Here is a 26,274-nt window from a genome sequence, read left to right as displayed (position 1 = left end):
TCAATCATCGACTCACCAGAAGTCGTGACGCAAACTAACGCGCCTCACACTGACTTTAAGTTCATCCGTGGTGACTGTTCGCCCCGGTACCCGCCCCGTTTGTCCCACCAAATCCACAGATTTCGATCATGCGGCTCGTTACAGATTTTTTTAACGCTTTCCCGTTTCTTCAACGAAACTCCACGTCATCCGCGTTGATGTCACTGGTGTTCGCCGGATGTTGTCTGCTCAACGTTGGATTCGAATCCATCGCGGAAGCGGATGAACCGGCGGAGCAGACAAGCAATGTCTCGGTAAAAATCTTTGACACCAATGCGCCGGGTTGGCGGCAATTGGATGGAGATGATTTCGTACGAGTCAACGGCGACGATCAAACACTGACCTGGGAAGGCACCGAGGCTCTCGGCAGCGGCCAGCCCATCGGTGTGACGCGCACGAACTTCGAAGTCAAAAACTTTGAACTGGTCATCCAGTGGAAGCATCTCAAACCGGCCGGCAACTCGGGCGTTTTTGCTTGGGTGCCCATGTCAGCACTGAAAGACCTACCGCCCAATCGACTTCCCAACACGGGAATCGAAGTCCAAATGCTGGACCTCGACTATGGCCGCATGTACACCGAAAAAACCGGCAAGCCACCCACTTGGTTCACCAGTCACGGTGACATCTTTGCCGTCGGGAAGTCATCGATGCAGCCATTCCCACCACTTTCGCCCGATGGACATCGCAGTTTTCCATCGGCTGAGACAACGAATCCGCACGGCGAATGGAATCAGTACTACGTTCGCGGGATCAATAGAGAGATTCGATTGTGGGTCAATGGGGTGGAAGTCTCCGGAGGACGCAGTTGCTCGCCCGACGAAGGCTTTTTGTGTTTGGAATCCGAAGGCAGCCCAATTCGATTCCGCGAAATATGGCTACGTGAGCTCCCCTGAGCACCGATTTAGAAACCATTCGGGATCAAAAAGGTAGCGGAAGGGCGCGAGCCGAATGGCACTTACTTTACAACTTCACCCTCGCCCCTGGGGAGGTCGTGCAGATTGTCGAGGTCGCGTTTCAGCGGAGTTCTGTATGATGCACCTCTCCCGAAACGAAGTTTGGGGGGAGGTCGAGCGACGCCGTTCAGGCGTACGCGAGGGAGGGGGCCGAGCATGGAAAACGGCGCGGATTGCCCTCCCCCGGAAATCTCGCTGAACGCTCGCTTTCCGACCCCTCCCGCTGCACGGGCGGGGTTCTCAAGGCGTTACTGGCGATGCACGTAAAAATTCACAACCTCCTTGAGGGGGTGTGAAGTAAGTGCCATTCGGCGCGAGCCCTCCGGTGACACACCGGGCGGCTCGCGCCGCTCCGCTGTAACCGACACTTAATTCCGAACGGTTCCTTAACACCAACAATTGTTAGACCGGCCAATATTTGGCTCAACCGATCTGTTTACGAGCGACGATCTACTGGATTCGCTCGCTTTGAAAAATCAGCCCTGGTCAAAACGACGGTCGGTCGTTATCCTCCGCGATTCGAAAATCCGACCTTCCGGTCAATTCCCACTTCACCCCGAACCTTTTTCCCGCCATGTATGCCATCTTTGTCGACGGTGGACGCCAATACCGAGTCGAGCCAGGAATGGAACTCGACGTCGATTACCGTGACATCGCTGCAGGAGAAAACCTGAAATTTGAAACCGTTTTGGCCGTCGGTGCCGAAGACGGGCTAAAATTAGGTGCTCCAACGTTGGACGGTGTTTCGGTCAGCGCTTCGGTGTTGGGGATGTCCCAAGACAAGAAGATCTACATTCAAAAGTTCCGTCGCCGTAAGCACAGCAAAAAACGCACGGGACACCGCCAAAAGAACACCCGCATCCGAATCGAAGAAATCGCGGGCGTATGACGCTTTCCTAACCGGCTGAATTGATGCCCCACCTCCGCCTGACAGATTTTGAACTAGGCGCAGTTCTCGGTGTGGGCACGGTCGGCACGGTTTACGACGGGAAAATTCTTGATGACGTCGAAGTCCACCCCGCCGCGGAAGCCATCCGCGGTCAGGATTTGGCGGTCAAAAAGCTGCACCCGGCCGTTTCTCAAGACGACCTGATCCAGGCCCGATTTCGCCGCGAAATGGTGATCTTGGAACGTTTGCAGCATCCAAACATCATCGGCTATTTCGGTGGTGGCTCCGAAGACGGTCAATTGTTCTACGTGATGGAACGTGTTGACGGCGGCACGATCAAAGATCTGCTGGAAACCAACGGAGCTTTGGCTTGGCCCGTGGTCGTCGATGTGGCTCGGCAAGTTTGCTCGGCACTGCAGTGTGCCCACAACCATGGTGTGATTCATCGCGATTTGAAACCGGGCAATTTGTTCCTTACCCGCGACGCTCACGTGAAGCTGGGTGACTTTGGAATCGCTCGCGACCAACACTCGTCCGATCTGACCTCCCAAGGTTTGACCGTCGGCACCCACGCGTACATGGCCCCGGAACAAATCACCGGTGATGAGGCCATCAGCGGCAAAGCCGACCTGTACGCTCTCGGCTGCGTGCTGTTTGAAATGCTCGCCAATCGAAAGGTTTTCGCGGGTGAGAACTTTGCTCAGTTGTTTGAACAACACTTGCGGACCAAAGCGCCCACAATCGCGTCGATTGTGCCCGACGTGCCCCCGGAACTGAGCCAGGTCATTGCCGATTGCCTTGAAAAGTCACCGGACGATCGACCTTTCAACGCTCGATCGGTCCAAGGTGTGATGATCGAGATCGGCGAGAAATACAATCTCTCGGCCCCGCCTGATTCACCAGTCGGACCAAACCATTCCGAAACAGGGAATGCACCCAAAGACGTCAGCGCGGACAGTGTGACCGAGAAAGGCCGACGATTGCTGGAAGAACAAATTCACTATCGATTGGGCGGCACGTCACGCGAACCGGTGAGTGCGGGGAAAGTCAGCCTGATTGTGGTCGCGATCATTGTTTTGATTGTGTTGGCCGTCTCGCTATCGGGTGGTTCGTAGTTTTGAAACCGGCGTTTGGCATGATTTGAGTGCGAGTCGCTGGCCTCAATCACTGCGGTAGAACGCATCATTGTGCTGGTTGATGTGATGCATGCAGCGTGGAGTCATCTGGTGTTTCAGCCGCCTGTTATTGGGCTCGGTTTCACCAGCGAAGCACGATTCACTCCCGGGTGGATCCTGCGTTTTGCAAAATCATTCACTCGAACATGCTTTGATCGCGTTAAAAAACGTCAATTCTGAGTGAACGACCACACCCAATTCGTCGGGGCGTGAAGTATTCTGCCTCGACTGGTATCTTGAATGCAGGCAGCACGAAGTCTCGAAGGTTGTCGGCGATTGTCTGCCAACAACGCGTCTGCTTGCCTCCCTCTTAGGACATTACCGATGCCCCGTCTCTCCCGCCTAATTCCCACCCTCTGTTTGGCCACGTTCGTCATGACCTCCCCCGGCAACGCCCAAGATGATTCTGCGGCCAAGGTCGATGATCAACTCGGCTACTTCCTCGGATTCACCGTCGGCAACTCTTTCGTTCAACAAGGTTTCGAACCAACCGACTTCACCGTCGAAGGTATGAACCAAGGTCTGAAAGACGCGTTGTCAGAAAAGGACCCAGCGTTGTCCGACGAACAACTGCAAGAAATCCAAGGCAAGATTCAAGCCATGATGCAGAAGCGTCAGGCGGAGCGGATGGCCGAGCTTAAAAAGCAAGGCGTGATGAACAAAGAGAAGAGCGACTTGTGGCTGAAACAAAACGCCAAGGCGAAGGGCATCAAAGAACTCGAGGGTGGACTGCAATATAAAGTGGTCAAGGAAGGCGAAGGAGCATCCCCGACCGCTGAAGACACCGTCGCGGTTCACTACACCGGCAAACTGACCAATGGCGAAGTCTTCGACAGTTCGGTCGAGCGTGGTCAACCTGCCAAGTTCCCTGTCGGTCGAGTGATCCAAGGATGGCAGATGGCTCTTCAGAAGATGAAGGTTGGTTCGAAATGGATGCTCTACATTCCACCAGAATTGGCATACGGCGAGAACGGTTCGCCACCAAAGATCGGACCCAACGAAGTGTTGGTTTTCGAAGTCGAGTTGCTTGAGATTTTGTAGATCGTTTCGGCAATCTCGACACAATCAATTGATCATGGACGCTCGTCATTTGGCGAGCGTCTTTTTTGCTATCCCCACTTATCTCATTTGTTCCCCGAAGGTTCTCGCTATGAAGAAGTCTTGGATTCATCAGCTGCTGCTCAGTGGAGCCGCAACAGCTTGCTTGGCCACGCCGGCCGCAATCGCGGAATCACCCGATGCGGTGGCGTCCACGCCGAAGCAATCTTCGTCCACCATCAACTTGGCCGATCCTCCCGCATCGCTTGACGTTTCACCGATGCCGGTCAAAACCGTGGAAGCGTATCCGAACCTTCGCATCAGTCGTCCGGTGATCATCACCGGTTCGGGCGATGGCAGCGGACGTGTGTTCGTCGCCAGCCAAACCGGTGAAGTGTATGCCTTCGACGAGAACGACAGCGAGATTTCCGAGCCTGAAGTGTTTGGTGACTTCAGCGAGCTGGTCACCTACAAGGACAATGAAAACGAAGAAGGGTTCTTGGGTTTGGCATTCCATCCCAAGTTCAAAGAGAACGGTCTTTTCTACGCTTACTACACCACGTCGGACAAACCGCACGTTTCTGTGCTGACTGAGTTCAGCACCGTCAAAGGTAGCAACAATCAAAAGGGTGATCCTTCGACCGCACGCGAGTTGATGCGGATCGAGCAACCGTTTTGGAATCACAACGGCGGCACCGTCGCGTTCGGTCCCGATGGTTACTTGTACATCGCTTTGGGTGACGGTGGTAAAGCCAACGACCCGCTGCAATCGGCACAAGACCCGAGTCAGTTGCTTGGTTCGATCATGCGGATTGATGTCGACAAACGCGATGGCGACAAGCCTTATGGAATTCCCGACGACAACCCTTACGTCGGCAAGTCCGATGCACGGCCGGAGATCTACGCGATCGGGATTCGCAACATTTGGCGAATGGCATTCGATCCCAAGACCGATTTCCTATGGGCAGCCGACGTGGGCCAAAACGAGTGGGAAGAAGTCAACCTGATCCGTCGTGGCGGGAACTACGGTTGGAGCCTGCGGGAAGCCAATCACAAGTTCACGTTGAACGGAAATGGTTCTGACGCTCGTCCTGATTTGATCGATCCGTTGATCGAATACCCGCACACCGATGATTGGGGCAAATCGGTCACTGGCGGAGCTGTCTACCGCGGAACTCAAACACCGATGCTCGATGGTTATTACCTCTACGGTGACTATGTCAGCGGAAAGGTTTGGGCGTTGAAATACGATGCGGAGACATCGACCGTCACCGAGAACCGTCCCATCTCAGCAAGCGGTTTGCCCGTCTTCACGTTCGGACAAACGGACTCGGGCGAAGTCCTGGTCAGCACGATGATGGCCGGCGGACGAATCTACAAATTCGTCGCTGAGTGAATCATCTCCCATCGAGCCGCTGAGCCTCGCCGCGAAAGCTTCCTCCTCCGAACAACGAATCCCGGCTTTGGATTTGTCCGGAGGAGGAACATGGAATGAGACTTAGCCACGCGTCAACAACAAGTGACGATGTTAGCGGTGTGGCGCAAGCCGCCCGGTGAGGAACCGGAGGGCTCGCGCCCTTCCGCTACTTTTTAAAATCCCGAAATTGTTCCCGAATAGCTCCTCAGCGAGCGATATCAAACGCGAAGATCAGGTTTTGGTCACGAATGAACAAAGTCTGATCAGCCACCACGGGGTGAGCCCAGATCGCACCGCTTCCGCGAGGCAAATCGGTTTCGCGAGGAATGGTCAACTTGCCGAGCGGTGACCAACGATCCTTGTTGGGTTCCAGCAGAACCACGGTGCCATCTTTGTCGTTGTAGCAATACAAACAACCATCGGCGAAGCAGATCGAACCACTCGTGTTCGGACGCAACTTCTCTTGCCAAAGCGTATCGCCGCTCTTGATGTCTTGAGCCATCCAAACACCACCACTGGCTTTGGTCAGTCCGTAGATGGTTCCATCCACAGCCACCACGCCGCCGTGGTGGTTCATCATGGATTTCCCATCCAAGTGGTAAACCTGCTCGGCGTTGATTCCGTTGCCAGCGGATGTCAATTTCAACAGAACATTGCCGGCACCGTAGTCACTGGTGTGGTAGATGTGGTCGCCGAGAATCAGCGGCGTTGGAATCGTTGCAACTTTGTTTCCTGATAGTTCATTTCCGAACAGCTTCTCGCCTGATTGGCAATCAAACGCTACCACGCCGATGCTGCCCGCGGTGACGTAGTAGTCGACATCGCCGATGGAACCCTTCATGGCCGAAACATAATGTGCGACTGAGTCGACACCTTTGGACTGCCAAAGCAATTTGCCGGTTTGACGATCCAAGGCAATCATGAAGTTGCTGCGTCCCGGGGTGACGACCACACGATCACCGTCGATCAATGCTGACTCGCTGTATCCCCACTTGGGAATCTCACCACCGTAATCAGCGACCAAGTCCACCGACCATAGCTTGGCACCGTCTTCGCGTCGCAATGCCGAGACGACACCCACATCAGACATGACAAAGACCTGATCACCATCAACGGTTGGGGTGCTGCGTGGTCCGCCGCCCCAACCGGTGTTGTAGTCGTCACCGGTGCCGGCTCGTGAAATCGGAACTTGCCAGATCGATTGTCCGGATTTGGCATCGATGCAAATCGCATAGCAATTCTGTTCGTCTGATCCCATCGAGAACAGCTTGCCGTCGACGATGGTCGTGCTGCTGTACCCACGTCCGGCAGTGGAAAATGTCCACTTCAGTTCAGGACCACCTTCCGGCCATGTTTGCAACAGACTTTGATCGGCCGCTTTCCCGTCTCGGGCCGGACCTCGCCATTGAGGCCAATCGGCATCGCCGGCCAGCAAACTCGTTCCCAGCGTGCTCGTTGCCAATGTGATTGTGCCGAGCATCAAAGAAGTTGCGGCAAATCGATTCAGCTTTGCCAAGATTGGCCGAACAGATTCGAATGAGGGCAGGATACGAAGTCGACGAAGCATGATGGCTCGTTCCGTAGTGGTGTGAAGGCGGGGAAGGTCGGAACTTTTGGTGAAGTTCCGCCTTGGCACTTTAGCAAACCACCTCACGCCATCCAAGCAAGCCGAATGGTGATCTGGACGCCATTCGATCCCGGCCCCATTTTTTTAGCCAATCCAGGACATCGTTTTGCAAATCCAGAGTTGGGAAGCACTTAGGAAGTAAGCGAAATATCGGAGCTGAACCGAGAATCGGTCCACATCGGGATCTGAAAACGCCATGATTGACAGTTGCACCACGTTCTTTCACCAAACCTAGTCCGGCGGGAGATCAACCAGGCGGTGAAACTGGATTAGACTGACAGACACCGTTTTTGCTGAGAGATTTCTGTTGAACCGATCGCCTTCCAATTCGACATCATCAGACACCACGACCGCTTTGGTGATCGCTTCCAAAGGAGGCGACAACGAAGCGTTGGGTCGACTGATGCTGCGCTATCGAGGGTATCTGTTGATGCTGGCCCATCGGTATCTCAGCGATCAACTTCGCCGGCGAATCGATCCTGCGGATTTGGTGCAAGTCACGTTTTTGGAAGCCAAACGTGACCTGCATGCTTTTCGAGGTGAATCGGCGGGTGAGTTCGCGGGCTGGTTGCGTGGCATGCTGAAAAACAATGTTGCATCAGCGGTCGCTCATCACGTGATGACTCAAAAACGTTCGACCAAGAAAGAAGTGCATGCCGGAGGGGCCGGTGGCGATGGCAGTCAGCCGGACAACTGGATCGCACAGATGCCCGGAGCCAAAACCAGCCCGAGCGGCGTCGCGGTTCGACAAGAGGCCGTCAGCGCGATGATGCAAGCACTGCACGAACTTCCAGAAACGCAAGCTGAGGCGATTCGTTTGCGTTACATGGAAGGCTTGTCGTTGAAAGAGATCGTCGACCGAATGGACAAGAGCGAAACCGCGGTCGCCGGATTGCTCAAACGCGGTTTGAAAAAGCTTCGCACGATTTTGGACACCGGCAGCAGTCCATGGTGGAAGACGTGATGGCTGAGTCCAACGAAGACGACTTGGATGAGATCTTCGCTTTGTACCTGTCCGCATGCGACACAGGGGAACTGACGTCACGAGATGACTTTCTCAACCAGCACCCCGAACACGCCGATCAACTTCGCGAATTGATGGATGCTGCTGACTTGATCGGAACGTTTTCAATGGCCGGGTCGGATGCCAAGGGAACGTCAGGTCCATGGACAGAACCCATAACGCTGCCACCCGATGCGGAGATCAGCGACCAAGCGGCTCAGTTGGCATCAACGGCCAGCCAGATCGACGTGCAAACCGACATGGCGGACACGATTGGAATCGGCACCGCGTTGTCGGCTGACGGGTTGGGCGAACACTCCAATGTGGATCCCAATTTGACGTTGCCGATGGCCAATCGATCACAGGGCGATTCGGGTCCGTCGCTGCCGTTTGATCTGGGTGACTATCAGCTGCTCAAAGTCTTGGGCGTTGGTGGGATGGGTGTGGTCTACCTGGCCAAGCAACGGGAACTGGACCGGTTGGTTGCGGTAAAGATGATCCGCAGCGGTATTTTGGCGGGACAAGATGAAGTCAAACGCTTTTACACCGAAGCCAAGGCCGCCGCGAAGCTCAAACATCCCAACATCGTTGCCGTTCACCAATTTGGACGCCGTGCTGGCCACCATTTCTTCTCGATGCAGTACGTCGAGGGAGAAGACCTCCAAAAGGTGCTCGCCAAAGGCCCGTTGCCGTCTCGACGTGCCGCTGAGATCGTTCGCGATGTGGCTCACGCCATTCATCATGCACACAGCCGCGGAGTCCTGCATCGCGATCTCAAGCCCGGTAACGTGCTGATCGACCCATCCGGCCAGGTCCACGTGACCGATTTCGGTTTGGCAAAGCACACCGATGCGGACAGCAGCGTGACGGGCAGCGGTGCCGCGGTGGGAACGCCTCACTACATGGCTCCCGAGCAAGCTCTCGGACACAGCGATCGTGTGACCCATCACAGTGACATCTACTCACTCGGTGCGATCCTATTTGCGGCGATCACTTCGAGACCGCCAATTGTTGGCGACACCGTGATGCAAACGTTGTTGAAGGTTGCTCATCAACCTCCGCCGACTCTGCGATCGGTGTGTCCGGAAGCGGAGTCGGATCTGGAAGTGATCGTTGCTAAATGCTTGGAAAAGCAGCCCAAGGATCGCTACAAAACTGCTAAGAACTTGGCTGATGATCTGAATCGGTTTTTGTGCGGACAAACCATTCATGCTCGTTCTCGAAGTCGAGCCCGCAAGGTCGTTGATTGGTTCGGGCAAGTTCCCGTGGTCGCCGCGGTCACGGGTCGCCAAACGTCTGGCACCCCGGTCGGACAACGTCGCTTTCAAAATGGAATCTTGTCGGCTTCGCTGATTCTTCCGCTGTTGTTGTTTGGCGGTTTGGTTTGGCAGCAACGAATCAACAACGCGATGCCGACTCAAATTCGAATTGCCGGTGGTCTTCCCGGTGGTCTGTACAATCGCGTCTCCGAACAGCTGTCGAAAACATTGCAGTCACAAACGTCGGTTCCTTGCGAAGTCATTGGAACCAATGGCACATGGGACAATCGCGAACGATTGATCGCTGGTGAATTTGAGTTGGCACCCATCCAAGCGACCGCGGTCAACGGTGAAACACTTCGTGTGGTCGCACCATTGTTCTACGAAGCGGTCCACGTTCTCATTCGCGACGATAGTGAAATTGATTCCGTCGAAGATCTCTCGGGACAACGCATTGCCGTGGGGCCTCATGGCAGTGGTTCCCGTCGAGCCGCTGAAATGGTGCTAGAGTCGCTGGGATTGTCCGAATCCGTTTCACCTCGCGTCGAAATGCCATGGGACACACTGCAAGAAACCAATCCGAAAGTTTCTGCGGAAGCCGCGATCATTTGCATCGGCGTCGGCAGTGATCTAGTCACTCGAATGTTGGCAGAACAGCGATGGCATTTGCTGCCGCTACCCGATGGCGTTTCGATCGCGCTGCAGCATCCAACGTTGCACGCGATGACGATCGCGACCGATGCGTACGCGGGTTCGAGCATTCCTCCATCGGGAATTCACACGGTCGGAACCACCGCGTTTCTTGTCTGCCGAGATTCAGCTCCTGATCCGTTGATCGAGAGCACGCTGCAAGCACTCTACGAAGAACCTTCCATCGTCGGGTTGATCCCCGCGCGACAAGCGGCCGAATGGCAAGGCCTCGCCTTCCACCGCATCTCGCGACGCTACTACGACGACTTGGAAGCTCGTTTAGCCAACACTCAGTGAAACCAACTGAGTTGCGTTCTGGTCAAGATTTCGCTTGCTTCTTTTTCCGTTTGGATTGGCCGCGTTTCATGTGATTGAGGGCGTCCAATTCGGTCGCTTGGCCTTTGTCGCCGCAATGCTGCATCCATTGATCGAGTTCCATTCTCAAGGATCGCATTGTCTCATAATGAGCTGGATCGGCGGCCAGGTTGTTCAGTTCCAACGGGTCATTCGCGAGATCGTAAAACTCGATTTTGGGACGCTGTGTGTAACGCTCGACCAGCTTAATCGCTTTCGCGTTTCCAGCTTCCGCTTCGCGTTTCCAACTGACAAACTCTTTCGAACTCGTGCAAGCATTTTGGAAAGTCACCTCCGGGGTGAAGTTCCAAATGTACTTGTAACGTTCCGATCGGACGCTCCGAATGCCGTAGTACTCGGAACCGTTGTTGATTCCTCGTGTGGTCATCTCCCCAAACACCAGGTTTTTATGAGTTTGCTTGCCAGCCAAAACAGGTAGCAAACTTTTTCCGTCGAGTTTCGCTGCCATCTCGGAACTGAGATCGCCACCGGCCACCTCGATCCATGTCGGAAGAAAGTCGATGTACTCGATCATGGCATCGTTCGTCGATCCGGCTTCGACATGCCCTGGCCAACGGACGATGCAACCTGATTGCAGCCCGCTGTCATAACAAGTCCATTTCGCAAATGGCATCGAATTGCCTTGTTCGCTGACGACGATCAACAGGGTGTTGTCGGCGACTTTGTATTGGTCAAGCAAATCGATGGCCTCTCCCACCTGCGAATCGAAGTAGGTGATCTCAGCCAGGTAGCGAGACATCCCATCGCGAGTTTCGGGTGTGTCCAGAATGTAGGGCGGCAACTCGAGTGTCGCAGGATCGTAGCGGGAAGCATCGCCTTTGTTCCAAGGTGTGTGAGGTTCGTTGGAACATAAGAACAGGCAGAACGGTTGTTCGGTTTCAGAGCACGCTTTCACGAACTCTTCCACCGCCTCAAAGTCGGGGTTGGAGTTGCCCGGCAACTGCTCCCAATTGAAAACCGATGGTGGTGCGATGTGTCGTTTCCCACTCTGTGCGACCTGATAACCCAATGGTTGCAGGAACTGAACCACGCTATCGGTTCCTTCCGGGACAAACGTGTGATTCGGGTAGGCACCTGATTTCACCGGGTACTGACCGCAATAAATGCTGTGCCGGGTTGGCGAGCACATCGCGACGGATTGGAAGCAACGGGTGAACCGCATTCCTTCATCCGCCAACGCATCGATACGTGGTGTGTGGGCTTGGCCACCGTAGCAACCAATATCTCGAAAGGTGCAATCATCGGCGATGACAAAGACCAAGTTTGGCTGTTCATTCGCTGTCGCAGCTTTTCCCATCAAGAAAAGCGAGACAACAAAGACCGATAGCGAGAATAACAACCGAATCATGAGTTCACCTTCTTTCGCCAAACAGGGCGAGCATTCGCCGTGATCTCTTCGTTCAATTCTTCCATGCGAGCATGCATTTTCTGCACGCGTTCGGGTTGTTGTTCAACAAGGTTATTCTTCTCACCGATGTCCTGTGACAAATCAAACAGAAAGACCTTTGGTTCGGGCTTCGGTCCCTTCGCATTCGGACCTCGACGCGCTACCTGTCGCAGATATTTCCAATCGCCCATCCGAATACCTTCAAGCACACCATGTGCGGAATAGAAGACGAATTCATCCCGGGCAGACTCGTCCGATGTGAAAGTCGACGTCAAGTCGATCCCGTCGATCTTTCGATCGTTCTCCAGTGCGACGCCCGTGAACGAAGCGATGGTGGGAAGCAGGTCCATGTTGGTCGCGAAAGCGTTGCTGGATGTGCCCGCAGGAATGCGTCCTGGTGCCCACATGATGCAAGGCACTCGCTGGCCTCCTTCAAACGTGGTGCCTTTTCCGGCTCGCAAGGGACCGGCACTTCCGCCATGGTTTTTGAATTGCAACCAAGGTCCGTTGTCGCTGGTGTAAACGATCAGCGTCTTTTCTGACAAACCAAGATCACGGACGGTTTGAACCAGACGCCCCACTTCCGTGTCGATGTGCTCGATCACGCACTTGTATGCATTTTGTGGATCGGGATCGTAAACGTCCTCCGGCACATACAAAGGAATGTGCGGCATGGAATGAGGCAGGTACAAGAAGAACGGTTTGTCTTGGTTTGCTTCGACAAACTCGATGGCCCGATCCGTGTACCGGCGGGTAACGGTCCTTTGATCAACGGGCAGTTCGATGATCTCTTCATCTTGCACCAACGGTGTGTTCCACAGAGTCACCGCAGAGGACTGGTCCGTCCAACGATCATCCGACGACATCTTGCCGAGTCGTTTGTTGTCGGGATGATTCATGTCATTGGAATACGGAATCCCATAGTAAGAGTCAAAGCCGTTGGATGTTGGCAGCGTTTCCTTGTGGTGACCAAGATGCCATTTGCCAACGCAAGCGGTGGCGTAACCGGCTGACTTCAAATGGTCCGCGATGGTGACCTCATCCGGATGCAATCCATAAGTGCTCTGCGGGAACAAGACATGCTGATGCAATCCAACCCGCTTGGGATAGCAGCCCGTTAGCAACGCCGCTCGCGAAGGCGAACACACCGAACACGCTGAGTAGAAGCTGGTGTAGCGACGTCCTTCGCTGGCCAAGCGATCAAGGTTTGGAGTCTTGATATTGGGTGAACCATAACATCCCAAATCGTTGTAACCTTGATCATCGGTGAAGATCACGATGACGTTGGGCTTCTCGGTCGTGTCGGTCGACTCAGCAGCCGAGCTGTGGCTACCAAGCAGTGCGAGAAACCCCGCGAGGCCGAGCACAATGGATTGGCAGCGAGGAATCGGGAAAGCGCTTCTGGATGACATGAACTCGCCTTGCAAAGGAGGGAGGACGGTTCCTGCCAGGCGAAGGAACCGGTGGGCTGCGGTCCATCATAGCCACTGCTGCCAGACGAAGCAGCAAAGGATCGTGCCTTCAGACCGCACATCCACGACGGCCCCCTCCGGGGCGTCGATTCAACGAGTGAGGTAGCGGAACTCGCCAAGAGTTTCGGCCTGCACCGTTATTCGCCGAAAGTCTTGGCGACTTCCGCTACGGCCAGATGCGTCAGTAATAAAATCGACATCCTCCGGGGCGAATGCGCGTGAATAGCGCCGAGAGAGCCCCGAGACCCACCCGCCTTGATCCACGACCTCCTCAGCTGGCGAGCAACGCCTTCGTAGCGATCGTGATGTCGGGCTGACGCATCAGCGATTCGCCGACCAAGATGGCTTTGATGCCGCCGGCTTTCAACATTGCGACGTCGGCCGCGGTTCGGATGCCGCTTTCACCGACCACCAATCGGTCCGAAGGAATGTCCGCCGCCAAGCGAACACAGTGTTGCAGATCAGTTTCGAAAGTTCGCAGGTCTCGGTTGTTGATTCCAACCAATCGGGTCTTGGTTGCCAGAACCGGAGCCAGGTTCTCAGGCTCGTAGAGTTCGATCAGCGTTTGCAGGCCCAACTCGGAGGCTTGCTCATCCATCTCGATCAATTGCTGAGGCGAGAGACATTCGGCGATCAACAACACCGCATCGGCACCGGCGACGCGGGCCTGCAGCAGTTGATAGGGATCGACGATGAAGTCCTTGCGAAGGATTGGCAAATCAACTGCCGAGCGGACTTGGCGGAGATAGTCCAATGAGCCTTGGAAGAAGGGTTCGTCGGTGAGCACGCTGATGCAAGCGGCTCCCCCGTCTTCGTACGACTTGGCGATCGTTGGTGGGTCGAAGTCTTCGCGAATCAGGCCGGCGGAAGGACTGGCTCGTTTGACTTCGGCGATCAAGCGAACTTGATCGGTGGCCGCGAGCGAACCGTGAAAGTCTCGGCACACGGGAAGATCCTTCGCCGCCGCGACGAGTTCCGCGGCGGGCACGGAAGCTTGATCACGCGCGATGACTTGGCGGGTTTTTACCAGGATGTCGTCGAGAATCGTCATCGCAATGCTATCGGTCGATCAGTGTTTGAAGTGACGACGACCGGTGAAGACCATCGCGATTTCGTGTTCGTCACAGGCGGCAATCACTTCGTCATCGCGACGCGAACCGCCGGGTTGAATGATAGCCAGCACGCCCGCTTTCGCGGCTGCTTCGATCGAATCGGGAAAGGGGAAGAACGCATCGGACGCGAGAATCGATCCTTCGGAACGCTCTGCGGCTTTCTTGATCGAGATCTCGACGCTGTCGACGCGGCTCATTTGGCCGGCACCCACGCCGATCAACGATGTGTCTTTGGCCAGCACGATCGCGTTGCTCTTCACATGACGAACCATTTCCCAACCAAAGGAAATGTCGTCCCACAGGTCATCATCGACGGGTGTTTCCGTGACGGTGTTCCACTGCAAAGGTGAGCTGACCATGCGGTCGGCGTCTTGCACCAACATGCCGCCGCTGATGAATCGCCGCGACACTTTGCGAGCGGGTTCGTCCAAGCGACCAACTTGCATCAAGCGAACGTTGTCTTTCCAACGCGGTTTGGTTGTCAGCAGCCCGACCGCACCGGCTTCGAAATCGGGTGCGACGATGGCTTCGATGAACAATCCGGGCTGACACAAAAATTCGGCCGTCGCTTCATCGAGCGTTCGGTTCATGCCAATGACGGAACCAAAGGCTGACAGCGGGTCACCAGCCATGGCTTTGTCGACCGCTTCGGAAAGAGTGTCACCGGTTGCAGCACCACAGGGGTTGTTGTGCTTGATGACAGAGACCGCTGGTTCGGCAAAACCGCGAGCGATGTCGAGAGCGGCATCGAGGTCCAGCAGGTTGTTGTAAGACAACTCTTTGCCACTGATCTGACGAGCCGACACCAAGTTCGCGGATCGATCCGACGAATCGGAATACAACGCGGCTCGTTGGTGCGGGTTTTCGCCGTATCGCAACTGGGTTTTGCGTCGTAGTGACACGTGCATCGAAGCGGGGAACTCGCCGCCCACCGCATCGCCTTGCATGTAATCGGCGATGGCTCGGTCGTAGCCGGCGGTGTGATCGAATGCTTCGGCGGCGAGCTGAGTGCGTAGCTCGTCGGTGGTTCCGCCCAACGTTTCCAGTTGATCGAGAACGTCGCCGTATTGCTCGGGACTGGTAGCGATCGCGACATCGCCATGGTTTTTCGCAGCCGCTCGCACAAGGCTGGGGCCACCGATATCGATCTGCTCGATGCATTCGGCTCGAGTCGCACCCGAACGACTGACCGTTGCGGCGAATGGATACAGATTCACGACGACCAAATCAAATGGCTCGATGTCATGATCAGCGATCGTGTCCATGTGATCATCGAGGTCGCGACGAGCCAAGATGCCAGCGAAAATTCGCGGGTGCAGCGTTTTGACGCGACCATCCAGCATTTCCGGAAAACCGGTGTACTCGGCCACATCTTCGACCTTGATACCGGATTGTTCCAAGTGGGCACGAGTCCCACCGGTGCTGTAGATCGTGACTCCAGCGGCGGACAATCCGGCGGCAAAATCTGCCAGCCCCATCTTGTCGCTGACACTGATCAATGCGTTACGGACGGGGACCACATCAGACACGGTAAACGACTCGGTTCAAGAAAACGGTTGAAAGCCCCACAGCAGCTTCCGGCAACTCAAACCGCCATGTTCCTTCCCACCGCCAAGACGGTCAAGGCACCGTTGACGATCCGTTCATGTGGCGAAAGGCTCTGCGGGCATCCGAACCCGAATTCCAGCCTCGGCCATGTGCTGTTTGGTCGGTCCGATTGGGTGGGTGCCAAAGTGGAAAATGCTGGCCGCCAGAACCGCGTCCGCCTTCCCATCGCGAATGGCCTCGACCAAGTGGTCCGGATTTCCAGCTCCTCCACTGGCGACCACTGGGATCCGCACCGCTTCACTGACCGCTCGGGTGATCGGAATGTCATATCCGTCGCAAGTACCGTCGGCGTCCATACTGGTCAGCACAATCTCGCCGGCCCCCAGTTCCTCGACTCGTTTGGCCCACTGGACCGCTTGCAGCCCGGTCGGTTTGCGACCGCCGTTGATGTGCACCTCCCAGAATTCTTCGCCGTCTTTTTGGACTCGTTTGGGATCGATGTTCACCACGATGCACTGACGCCCGAATCGATCGGCGGCTTGGCGGATGAAGTCGGGGTTGGTCACGGCTGACGAGTTGATGGACACCTTGTCGCAACCGGCCGACAACAACGCTCGAACATCCTCGACCGTTCGCACGCCACCGCCCACGGTCAGCGGCATGAAAACCTGTTCTGCGGTACGGCGAACGACATCCAACAAGATCGCTCGTTCTTCGTGGCTGGCGGTGATGTCCAAGAACACCAATTCATCGGCCCCTTCGGCTTCGTATCGCCGAGCCACTTCGACTGGGTCACCGGCATCTCGCAAGTTCACAAAGTTGGTGCCTTTGACGACGCGTCCGCCATGGACATCGAGGCAGGGAATGACGCGAGCGGAAAGCATGGGGAATCCAGTGGAAATGGCGGACGAGCAGGGCGGTGCTAAGCGGGTACGCTGGAATGATTCGGGTTGAATTCCGTTAGCCGTTCGGGCATTCGCCCCGGTTCAGTGCGGGAACCGTGGCTAACGCCAAGCGGCTCACGTACCCGATGACACCTGCGTACCTGCTTATCAACGTACCCAATCGGATTTCAAAAACGCAAGGATGCCAGCCGGTCAGGACAGGTCACTTACTCGTCGGCGGCATCGACCGCGGCCTTGCTTCCGCTGCGGATCGTGATTGCTGGAACAACCCAAACCTCGGACTACTCCGCTTGGACCTTGAAACGCAGATCCTGGATTTTGGCTTGCGGGTGTTCCTTGGCCAACTTTTTCAAGATGCGGCGTTTCTGAAACGTCAGCTCCTGCATGACGACGCTGTCGACCGCGTAGATCATCAGCACGCCGCGTTGCAGTTTGCCGACTCGAAACGAAGAAGCGATCGAAGCATCGACGGCGGATTTGATTGTCCCTGTCAAAGCTGACTCGGCCCCGACGGAAGCGTATCCGCGTCGGCTCATCAATTGAGAAATCAGACTGCCGATTTTTCGCGGTCCGCCGGATTTCTCTTCGACCAGTTTGGGCGGCAGGCGTTTTGAAGAATTCGCCCCGCGACTGGATTCACCGCCGGATGGTTTAGGCGGTTGTCCCATGGCGATCACCGATCACGAGCCATCGGCATGATGACGTAAGCGTACCCGTCGTCGGTCTGCAGCAGAGCGGGTGACTTCGCCGATTCGATTTCCATCACGACGGTCGACTCGTTGTCCATCACTTTGCAGAAATCGGCCAGGTAACGATGGTCCATTGTCAACGTGATCGACTCACCGTCGTAGGCGATCGGCAATTCGATTTGTGATTCACCCAGGTCGGCGGTTTTGGCTTCCAGCTTCAACGTGCCGTCGGCGAAAGTGAAGTCGACTCCGCGGCTGTCCAGGTCGGTCACGATGGCGGCTTGGCGAAGGGCCGCGAACAAGGGCCCGACGACCACATCGATCTGAATCGCGTTTTCTCGTTGGGGCAAAACCTGACGCCAGTTCGGATAGCGACCTTCGACCAAACGGCTGCTGATGACCGCCCGTGGGGTCCGGATCAGAAGGTCGTTTCCACGAGAGGCGACCTCGACGAAATCGTCCTTCTCGCTCAGGGCTCGTTCGATCAATCCGATCGCTCGCGTCGGCACGATGGTGGTCATTCCACTGGTCGCGTGGCCGCCAACCGATTCGCCGGTGCCTTCCATTCGGGCCAGTCGCCGGCCGTCGGTTCCAACCGCGATGACGGAGTTTTCTTCCATTTCCAAAAGCACACCACCGAGGGCGTAGCGGCTGCTTTCGGAGTCGGTCGCAAAGACGGTCCGGCGGAGCATTTCGCGAAAGGTGCGAGTGCTGATCTGGTGGTACTTTGACTCGTCGAATTCGTGGACGCTGGGGAACTCATCGGGGTTGTTTCCGGGCAAGCGAAACTTGCTCCGGCTGCCCGAGATTTTGATGCCGGCTTCATCGGTTTCGATCGTGATCGTCTCGTCGTTGCTCTCTCTCAGAATCGGCCCGGTTCGGGCCACTGGCAGCAGAGCCGTGCCTTCGGTTTCAACCTCGATTCCCTCGCTAACGTCCAACCGAATTCCGACCTCTTGGTCGGTCGCCATCAGCGTGATCTTGTCGCCCGCGGCGGTCACTTTGACGTTCTGCAAAATCTCCTTCGGCGATCGGCTCGGAGCAATCGATGCTGCGAGGACGAAAGCGTTGGCGAGGATGTCTCGTTGGCAGGTGATCTTCATCGGAGCGATTGAAAAAAGAGACAGGGCAGGAACGCCGACAACCGCCGGCCGAGCCCCACATGCTTCGCGGCAAACACGTTGCTCAGGGCGGTCCAAGTTGTAACGCGATCGCTTCGGATTGGCATCCCCTGAAAGCTCCACCGAAGGCCCCGATTCGAACACGACCCAAAACCGCATGTGAGCTTGGGCGGTTCTTCCCAGCATGTTTGCTATCAAAACTTACTAATTTAATTACCGTCGTCGTCGTAATGTGTGGACGCCGAGTGTCTGAAAGCGTTGTTTGAAACTCAAATGACCCCGCGAAACACGATCAAAACAGCGACTAAAGCATTGTGGATAACCTGTCGTTTGGATGTCTCAAATCTGTCTGAAGTTGGACCGACTTCGAACACACCCAGACAGTGACTTGCCAATGGCTGCCAAAAGTCAGACATTTTCAGACAGACTTCAGACAGTGAAATGACAGGTTATCCACAGGCGTTTTTGGGGTGAAAACGAGGGTCGATGAGCACAAAAAAAGAATTTGAGAACGACCCAAAAAAGTCCATTTCGAGGACGTTCGATGGGCCTCGTCTGACCGTTTTGTGGACGACCGTGCAATCTTCCGAGCAGGCGGAAGCGATCGCGAAGGGGTTGCTGCGGGAGCGTTTGGCAGCATGCGTGCAGATCGATTCACCGATCATCAGCCACTACGTTTGGGACGGCCAGTCCTGTTCAGAAAAAGAGTTCCGAGTGGTCATCAAAACCATCTCCCAACGAACCGATCAGGTGATCGATTGGTTGGCCCAGAACCATCCCTACGACGAACCTCAGATCGTCGCCTTGCCGGTCGAGAAGGCGTCGCCGGGATACGCTCGATGGGTCGACGAATCAACGTCGGAGTGATCGCAGATGGGCTCCGCTCAATGGCCCCTTGCCTCTGACCAATGGATGGAGGCTCGCTGAAGAAGTCGTTCGTTCGGCTGGAACTGAACGGCGACGTTGATGCACCAAAAACGCCCTCTCGGGCTCTCGAGGTCATGCAGTTTTCAGCATTGGCTTACCTCTCCCGAAACGAAGTTTGGGAAAGGTTGAGCGACGCCGTTCAGGCGTACGCGAGGGTGAGGGCCGAGCAAGGGAAGCGGCGCGGATTGCCCTCCCCGGAATTCTCGCTGAACGCTCGAATCCCGACCCTCCCCAACTGCGTTCAGGAGGGTGATTTCAACCTCGCGAGTACGGCACTTGAAAACTGCACGACCTCTCTTGGTGGAGGCCAGCAAGGGCAGCGTGGCTGAGCCGAAGTTGGCCGCTCAGGTCACTTCGAATCGCCGATTTGGATGGCGTCGATGGAGGTGAATTTGCCCTCCTGCATGTTAGCTCCACCGAGCATCACCAACCGGTCGTCAGTGGTGGGAAGCATGCGGTGAAAGAACCGGGCCGGTTCGACCTTCGCGACCGTTTCCCAGACCTGTCCATCGGCTGCCAATCGGTGAACAAATCCGTCCAACGTGGTGACGTACAGACGACTTCCAGCGGCGAAAGCGGAGGACCCAAAACCAGCCATTCCGGATCCGGGCAGCGATGGTGCCACCGACCAAGTTTTGGCTGACGGGTCGTAAACATCAACCCGGGTGGTCGGGCCGCCTTCGGATCGCATGCCACCGACGACGAACAGTTTGCCGTCATGAGCAGCGACGCTGATCGCTCGTCGTTGGAAGGGGGGCGTTGCGACGGGTTGCCATCCCGAATCGGGGTTGGTCAGGTTCAGCGACCAAGCCGTTTGATGCCAGGTGCTGTCTTCGCTTTCGCCATTCAGACTCCAACCGCCGAACACGTAAACGGTGTCACCGAGGACCGCCGCGTCCAACGAGGATCGACCTTCGGGCAGGGCGGGAAGTTCGGTCCAGGATTTCGTCTTGGGATCAAAGCTGGCGACGGCGGGTTGCGATCGCAGGTCGTGTTCTTCGCCAATGTCGTTGACGGCTGTGAAGCCACCGATCCGAATCAGTCGGTCGCCATGAGCGACCAAAGCCAACCCTTGCAATCGAGGACCGGTCGCAACCGTTTCCCATTTCGCATTCGGTTCGGTGGTGTCCAACGCCCAAAGGCGGTTGGATTGTTCTTCGGTCGAATAAGAGTGAGCGCTGCCGGTGTGTCCGCCGTAGGCATAGATCGTTCCGTTCAGGAACGCGGCTCCGAAACTGGTCAGCTCCTCAGGCAGATCGGCCAGTCCAGATGGTTGGATCGTCACGTCGCTATCAGCGATCACCTTGGGAGACTCGGTTGGCTTTTTCGCCGTGGACGATTCCGATGAGACACGGAACGAGGCGGTCAGGTAGTCGGCGGTGCTGGAGTACGCTTCGCCGCCGAGTTCCCCCTTGGCGTTCTTGTCGGTGATGCCCGCCATGACCGAGTTGAGTCCGGGCTCGATGATGTCGGACGAAAATGACACGCGGCCGTTGCTGTTGGTCGTCTCGGTTCCGGCTTCGTGGCCGTCTTCGCAAAATAGTTTGACTTCCGTTTCGGGCAGAGGTTGTCCGTCACGAAGCAACTGAACTTCGATGTCGCCATTCTTTGCCGATGTGATGACGGTTTGCAAATCAGCCCCCGGCCGAGGATCGGTGGGCCAAGCTTTCGCGTCATCCTGTGGCAGGTGTTCGACGTGGTAGGTCAGCTTCATCCCGTGGTACAGACCGTAGGTGACCGAACCAGCGATCTCGTCGCCTTCCGGAATCGGTTGCGGGCTTTGGATGCCGACCAAGTTATCTGTTTCGACCGGTTTCATCTCAATCGTTTTGCCAGCAGCCGACGCGTTGGTGCTGTGCAACTCGATTTGCTGGACCGCTTCGGGCATGGGGTAAGTGCGATCGTCAGTCGATTCACCAAACCACATGACCGCGTGCCCATTGGAATCGGAGGCGAGCCAAGGGAAGTGAGCGGAGGCTGACGAGGTCCCACCAAGAACCAAGGCCAATGCGAGCAGTTGTCGTCTTTTAGAAATTTTCATGATGATTGATTGTTACGGAGGGATTTGTTTTGTTTGGGAAAGAGTCGCTCGGTGGGGCGACTGGACAGTTGGCTGGGACAACGTGGCCGATATCGGCACGCATCGTTGTCCACGTTCTCAACGCTTGGTCAGCTCGAACGTCAATGGTTGGACGTTGGCTGCGTCAATCGTTGCTTTCAGTTGACCGGTGCTTCGATAGCGTGCCGGGATGGTTCGAGAGTTCAGTGGATCTCGATCACCGTTCTGCATGGCAGCCACCGCTTCGTTCATTTCAGGTTCCAAGGGAGTGACGATCACGTGATGTTCACCCGGCGAGGGACCGTTGGTCGAATCAAAAGCGAAGTGTCCCTCAGAAATCATGGTAACGCTGTCGTGAAGTCCGGGCTCGGTTTTAACGGGGGTGAACCGGATCATCGCACTGGGCAGCGGTTTGCCACCGAGTGTGACTTCGCCTGAGATAGCCACGTGTTCTGATTCAGGTGCCTGAGAACAACCAGCGGACAGAATCAAGATCCATGCAATGCTGAACGCCCAAAGTGGTTTCAACCCATTCGTGATTGTTCGAACTGACATGGAAACATCTGCACATCGCATGATCACGGAGCTTCCTCGACAACTTCACGACCGTTGCGGGTGGCCAACGCGTTCAGCAATTCGCGATCAAGAGACTCGGACGTGAACCGAACACTGCCGTCACCAAACAAGAAGTAGACACCGCCTTCGTGCATGCTTTGGAATCCGCCATTGTTCGCAGCGTTGTGAACGTTGAGTTCCTTCTGGCTGGTGCCCAGAGAAACCTTCGGGTAACCAAGCACCCAACGAGCGGTTCCCCATTTCACCGTTCCTGCAACACTGGCGGGACTGGTCCACAGATAGTCGGCCATGTCATAGGTCGTTTCGCCGTATGCGATCGTGTTGCTGCTACCATCGATTAAGTCGCGAAAACCGGTGGCAGGATTGTCGTATCCGTAGGCGGTCCAGTTCAAACCAAACATCCCATCAGCTTTGGGCATGTAAGCGGCGGTGCCTTCGCACGCGAGATAGCTTGATGGTCCACCGGTTTCATTCAGATCTCTGTCCGGAACGCTTCGAGGCAGAACCATTGATGGGCACAAATAGGTTGCGATCGTTTGTGCCGCGACTTCTTGATTGATGGGATCAGAGTACGAACGGCTGAAGTCAAATTGTTGATACGTGTTGGCTTCTTCCAAGAACGGCAGGGCAGCCGTCAACGGGCCCAAGAAGTTGCTCAGCCGTGAACCTTCGGGAAACTTCTTGAAAGTGCCGTGGTAGTTGTGAAGTGCCAATCCAATCTGCTTGAGATTGTTGCTGCAGCTCATCCGGCGAGCGGCGGCACGAGCGGATTGAACGGCGGGCAACAACAATCCGACCAGCACACCGATGATGGCAATGACCACCAAAAGTTCGACCAACGTGAATGCTCGTCGCCGCGGGCTTCGGGCGTTCGAGATCGTTGGGACGGATCGGCCAAGATCAGTGGAAGGGGATGCAAACGCGGAAGTACGGGCGCGGAAGCGCGCAGAAATGGGCATGGTTTTCTCCAGCCAGAAAGTCACAGAACGGGAAACGTCCCAAGGTCGGGACGGATCGAGCGTGGCTGGCTAGAGAGCGAAAGAGCTCGTCGCTTGCTGCGTCGTCGATGCTGATATTGCGAATCAGTCGCATTAATTATGCTTGTTCTGACGGTTGTTGCAACCGTGGCTGGTAAGAAAGTTCGCTGGAGCCCTCCAGGAGGAGGGGGTTCGACGTCATTTTGACTGCGCAGCAATGACGTTTTGAGCCAATTTGCTTTGAAAGTGGTGCTGCATTCATGCAGGACCCACTCCAGCGGAGAAGGTCACGCGGATTTTAAGTGCAGTGCCAGTACCCTTGAGAACCTCGCCTGTGCAGCGGGAGGGGTCGGAAAGCGAGCGTTCAGCGAGATTTCCGGGGGAGGGCAATCCGCGCCGTTTTCCATGCTCGGCCCCCTCCCTCGCGTACGCCTGAACGGCGTCGCTCGACCTAGTATATCGCTGTTGCTGAGTTTTAACTGTTTGTCAGTCGATTCGCTGTGACGACCATTGGGCAGTCGCTCTGCCGAAATGGTTGCTCGCTTGCAGATCGCTTTCGACCCTTTATTCGGCGTTCGCCAGTACGAGGGGGAGCTTGGTCGCAAGCGAGTTCTTTTACCCGAACGGTCGCCAGGTCGGCTTCTTAGCCAGACCGCATTTACTAGGCAGGGATTTGAAAGATGAATCGCGAAGCAACAACCATCAGCGTCAACGAAGCAACTCTTTCGAGAACCGGCTACCAGCGGGTCATTGGCGTCGACGTCGCCAAAGACAAACTCGACCTGTGTGACTCGCACGGGAAGATCACCGGCTCGATCAACAATGACCTCGATCACATCCACAAGCATTTGCTCGATCACATTGATCCAGCCTCTCGCACTTTGATCATTTGCGAATCGACAGCAAGTTACCACTTACTGATGATGGACGCCGCTCACGACAATTCGGTCGACGTCGCGGTGGTCAACGCGCGACAGGTCCGAGACTTTGCCAAAGGTCAGGGCCGGCTGGAGAAAACGGACCAGATCGATGCAGGTGTGCTCTGCCAATTCGGTCAGGATGTCAAAGTTCATCTGACGGCTCCTCGCACTGCTCAGCAGAAGCACCATACCGCCTTGGTCAATCGACGTGAGGCATTGCTGAAGATGCGTGGCCAGGAGCGGATGCGGTTGGAACACACCCATGACGCCGAGGCAATCAAGTTCCTTGAAGAGATGTTGGAAAACATCCAAAAGCAGCTCAAAAGCGTTGAAAAACGCCTCCATGAGATTCTCAAGGAGCTTGCCAAAGAGGATCCCAAGGTCGATATCCTGCTCAGTCACACCGGTGTCGGCAAAGTCACCGCGAGCGTGCTGCTCACTCGGTTGCCTGAATTGGGAACGCTGAACCGAAAGCAGGTGGCCAAGCTTGTTGGCGTCAGTCCGATTGCCAACCAGAGTGGCAGGAAGGATGGCAAGCGTCCGATTCGCGGCGGACGACAAGACGTACGCAACGCGATGTACATGGCGGCTAATTCGGCACGCAGACACGACCCGGCGACCAAGGCGTTTTACGAACGGCTTCGCCGCCAAGGCAAGCCCTTCAAGGTGGCGATGGTCGCTTGCATGCGGAAGATGCTTTCGACGCTCAATCAAATGGTTCGCAACGAAGAAACCTTTGACGCAACGAAGTACGCCTCCATGGCCGAGGTGCAATCCTGTTGCTAATCCACCCAAGCGTCGCCGCGAGTCCCTTTCGCCGAGCCCGATCGAGGTCGCACCGCCACAGGCAACCACCACGCGAAGTGAAAAGGGGGCAGCCGGGCATCGAAACAAGCCCGACAACCGGCTGCCCGACGTACTCGCGTGTTGCCACGCGGTACCAGTTTGCAAGTTTAATCAAAGCGAGCTTTTACCCAAGAGCCCGCCGTTAAGATGCTGCGCAGAGAACGCCATGGAATCAAAAATTTTATGATTTTTGATCGCTGACACTTGCCAGATTCATTACGGTCGCTCCCCCAAAACTTTGTTTCGGGAGAGGTGCTCAAAGGCTGAAACCCGCTAAAACGCGGCCTCGATGTACTTTGGTTTCACTCAAACAGAGGTCAGGTCACACTCCCGCATTCTTCGAGGTCAGGCTTCCGCCTGGCAGGTGTTTTCCAATCGGCCGATGCCATCAATTTCGACCACACAGCGGTCACCGGGTGCCAAATATCGAGGAGGTGTACGTGCGTCACCCACTCCTGAAGGAGTTCCCGTAAAGATTAGGTCGCCGGGCTTCAGTGTCATGAATTTCGATAGGTGGGCGATCAACGCGGGAATATCGAAGATCAATTGGTCGGTTTTGCTCTCCTGCAGTGTTTCGCCATTGATGTGCAATCGAATCGGGAGATTGCCTGGATCAGAAATCTCGTCCGCGGTGACGACGGCGGGACCAAGCGGAGCAAACGTGTCAAACGATTTGCCAACCAACCATTGCCCACCGGGACGCCCTTTTTGCCAATCTCGCGATGACACATCGTGACCAACCGCATATCCAAAGACCGCATCCATCGCTTCGTTGGCATCGACGTGACGGACGGTTTTGCCGATGACCACGACCAATTCCGCTTCGTAGTCGACCTTGTCGCTGATCTTTGGCAGCACAATGTCTTGTCCGTGCCCTACCAGCGCCGAATTGAATTTGCTGAACACGACCGGCAGCGATGGTTTCTCGGCTCCCGTTTCAATCGCGTGATCGAGATAGTTCAAACCGATGCAAAGAATCTTTTCAGGGCACGTGACCGGCGGCAACAATTGATCGGGAGCATCGATCCACTGTGCTTCGGTGGGCGTTGGCAATTGATCGAAGTCTGTTTTGCCAAGTGAAAAGAGTGTGTTGCCTTGCAACCATTTTTGTTCGATCTCCGCACCCATCAAATCGCCAACGGGACAAACTTTGGGACGCGGAGCCAGTTGTGTTTCAGGTTCTTTTCGAATCGCCAACCGTGTGGCACCGGAAGAATCAACGTAACGGCAAAAAGCAACCATGAGGGCAACCAATCGAAGTGGCAAAGAG

At 55.7% G+C, this 26,274-nt stretch carries 21 protein-coding genes; 9 read left to right on the top strand and 12 right to left on the bottom strand.

The features are described from left to right. Positions 1-128: 128 nt before the first annotated feature. From RB_RS20910 to RB_RS20875, 5 genes are all read left to right on the top strand, one after another. Positions 129-932 (top strand): 3-keto-disaccharide hydrolase, encoded by an 804-nt coding sequence (locus RB_RS20910; protein WP_011122635.1) that lies wholly within the window; start codon positions 129-131, stop codon positions 930-932. 634 nt (positions 933-1,566) lie between these two features. Continuing rightward, complete coding sequence (rplU, locus tag RB_RS20890; RefSeq protein ID WP_007325148.1) at positions 1,567-1,881, top strand: 50S ribosomal protein L21; 315 nt, start codon at positions 1,567-1,569, stop codon at positions 1,879-1,881. A gap of 23 nt (positions 1,882-1,904) precedes the next feature. Further along, on the top strand, positions 1,905-2,996 hold the full coding sequence (locus tag RB_RS20885) for a serine/threonine protein kinase (protein WP_164922309.1): 1,092 nt from the start codon (positions 1,905-1,907) through the stop codon (positions 2,994-2,996). Positions 2,997-3,431: 435 nt separating this feature from the next. Continuing rightward, the gene (locus tag RB_RS20880; RefSeq protein WP_007325151.1) at positions 3,432-4,097 is read left to right on the top strand and encodes an FKBP-type peptidyl-prolyl cis-trans isomerase; all 666 of its coding nucleotides are present in this window, start codon (positions 3,432-3,434) and stop codon (positions 4,095-4,097) included. 109 nt (positions 4,098-4,206) lie between these two features. Further along, the gene (locus RB_RS20875; RefSeq protein WP_164922308.1) at positions 4,207-5,490 is read left to right on the top strand and encodes a PQQ-dependent sugar dehydrogenase; all 1,284 of its coding nucleotides are present in this window, start codon (positions 4,207-4,209) and stop codon (positions 5,488-5,490) included. Positions 5,491-5,716: 226 nt separating this feature from the next. Here RB_RS20875 and RB_RS20865 read toward each other — a convergent pair whose 3' ends face one another. Next, a complete protein-coding gene (locus tag RB_RS20865; protein WP_164922307.1) occupies positions 5,717-7,078 on the bottom strand; it encodes a PQQ-binding-like beta-propeller repeat protein in 1,362 nt (453 codons plus the stop codon). Positions 7,079-7,445: 367 nt separating this feature from the next. On the opposite strand from RB_RS20865, the gene RB_RS20855 reads away from it, so the two are divergent. Then, positions 7,446-8,102, top strand: a complete 657-nt coding sequence (locus RB_RS20855; protein ID WP_007325155.1) for a sigma-70 family RNA polymerase sigma factor — start codon at positions 7,446-7,448, stop codon at positions 8,100-8,102. After that, entirely contained in the window at positions 8,087-10,387 is a 2,301-nt protein-coding gene (locus RB_RS20850; RefSeq protein WP_011122624.1) for a serine/threonine-protein kinase, read from the top strand. Before RB_RS20855 ends, RB_RS20850 begins: the two co-directional genes overlap by 16 nt. Positions 10,388-10,409: 22 nt before the next feature. Here the strand turns inward: RB_RS20850 and RB_RS20845 are convergent, their stop codons facing one another. From RB_RS20845 to dnaN, 7 genes are all read right to left on the bottom strand, one after another. Then, positions 10,410-11,813, bottom strand: a complete 1,404-nt coding sequence (locus RB_RS20845; RefSeq protein WP_164922306.1) for a sulfatase family protein — start codon at positions 11,811-11,813, stop codon at positions 10,410-10,412. Further along, on the bottom strand, positions 11,810-13,264 hold the full coding sequence (locus RB_RS20840) for a sulfatase family protein (RefSeq protein WP_390174934.1): 1,455 nt from the start codon (positions 13,262-13,264) through the stop codon (positions 11,810-11,812). Before RB_RS20840 ends, RB_RS20845 begins: the two co-directional genes overlap by 4 nt. A gap of 331 nt (positions 13,265-13,595) precedes the next feature. Then, the gene (trpC, locus tag RB_RS20835) at positions 13,596-14,375 is read right to left on the bottom strand and encodes an indole-3-glycerol phosphate synthase TrpC (RefSeq protein ID WP_011122620.1); all 780 of its coding nucleotides are present in this window, start codon (positions 14,373-14,375) and stop codon (positions 13,596-13,598) included. A gap of 18 nt (positions 14,376-14,393) precedes the next feature. Next, positions 14,394-15,965, bottom strand: a complete 1,572-nt coding sequence (gene purH, locus RB_RS20830; protein ID WP_011122619.1) for a bifunctional phosphoribosylaminoimidazolecarboxamide formyltransferase/IMP cyclohydrolase — start codon at positions 15,963-15,965, stop codon at positions 14,394-14,396. 114 nt (positions 15,966-16,079) lie between these two features. After that, positions 16,080-16,868, bottom strand: coding sequence for an imidazole glycerol phosphate synthase subunit HisF (hisF, locus tag RB_RS20825; RefSeq protein WP_007325161.1), 789 nt, complete (start codon positions 16,866-16,868; stop codon positions 16,080-16,082). A gap of 302 nt (positions 16,869-17,170) precedes the next feature. Next, complete coding sequence (locus RB_RS20820; RefSeq protein ID WP_011122618.1) at positions 17,171-17,566, bottom strand: DUF721 domain-containing protein; 396 nt, start codon at positions 17,564-17,566, stop codon at positions 17,171-17,173. After that, complete coding sequence (dnaN, locus tag RB_RS20815) at positions 17,563-18,885, bottom strand: DNA polymerase III subunit beta (protein WP_193427747.1); 1,323 nt, start codon at positions 18,883-18,885, stop codon at positions 17,563-17,565. The genes RB_RS20820 and dnaN overlap by 4 nt, the downstream gene beginning before the upstream one ends. 300 nt (positions 18,886-19,185) lie before the next feature. Here dnaN and cutA point away from each other — a divergent pair, with 300 nt between their 5' ends. After that, on the top strand, positions 19,186-19,566 hold the full coding sequence (gene cutA, locus RB_RS20810; RefSeq protein WP_011122616.1) for a divalent-cation tolerance protein CutA: 381 nt from the start codon (positions 19,186-19,188) through the stop codon (positions 19,564-19,566). Positions 19,567-19,975: 409 nt separating this feature from the next. Here the strand turns inward: cutA and RB_RS20800 are convergent, their stop codons facing one another. The 3 genes from RB_RS20800 to RB_RS20790 form a co-directional block, all read right to left on the bottom strand. Continuing rightward, positions 19,976-21,667 carry a kelch repeat-containing protein gene (locus tag RB_RS20800; RefSeq protein WP_011122614.1) on the bottom strand — a complete coding sequence of 564 codons (1,692 nt, stop codon included), beginning with the start codon at positions 21,665-21,667 and terminating at the stop codon, positions 19,976-19,978. A gap of 117 nt (positions 21,668-21,784) precedes the next feature. After that, positions 21,785-22,240, bottom strand: a complete 456-nt coding sequence (locus tag RB_RS20795; protein ID WP_231845843.1) for a hypothetical protein — start codon at positions 22,238-22,240, stop codon at positions 21,785-21,787. Positions 22,241-22,263: 23 nt separating this feature from the next. Beyond that, the gene (locus RB_RS20790) at positions 22,264-23,244 is read right to left on the bottom strand and encodes a DUF1559 domain-containing protein (protein WP_011122612.1); all 981 of its coding nucleotides are present in this window, start codon (positions 23,242-23,244) and stop codon (positions 22,264-22,266) included. A 674-nt stretch (positions 23,245-23,918) separates the two neighbouring features. On the opposite strand from RB_RS20790, the gene RB_RS20780 reads away from it, so the two are divergent. After that, on the top strand, positions 23,919-24,944 hold the full coding sequence (locus tag RB_RS20780) for an IS110 family RNA-guided transposase (protein ID WP_011118756.1): 1,026 nt from the start codon (positions 23,919-23,921) through the stop codon (positions 24,942-24,944). A gap of 405 nt (positions 24,945-25,349) precedes the next feature. Here the strand turns inward: RB_RS20780 and RB_RS20775 are convergent, their stop codons facing one another. Beyond that, positions 25,350-26,246, bottom strand: coding sequence for a fumarylacetoacetate hydrolase family protein (locus RB_RS20775; RefSeq protein ID WP_164922304.1), 897 nt, complete (start codon positions 26,244-26,246; stop codon positions 25,350-25,352). Between the last annotated feature and the right edge of the window lie 28 nt (positions 26,247-26,274).

Source organism: Rhodopirellula baltica SH 1 (assembly GCF_000196115.1).
Lineage (GTDB): Bacteria > Planctomycetota > Planctomycetia > Pirellulales > Pirellulaceae > Rhodopirellula > Rhodopirellula baltica.
The sequence above is the reverse complement of the archived record's forward strand: the minus strand, read 5'-3'. Positions and strand labels throughout refer to the sequence as shown.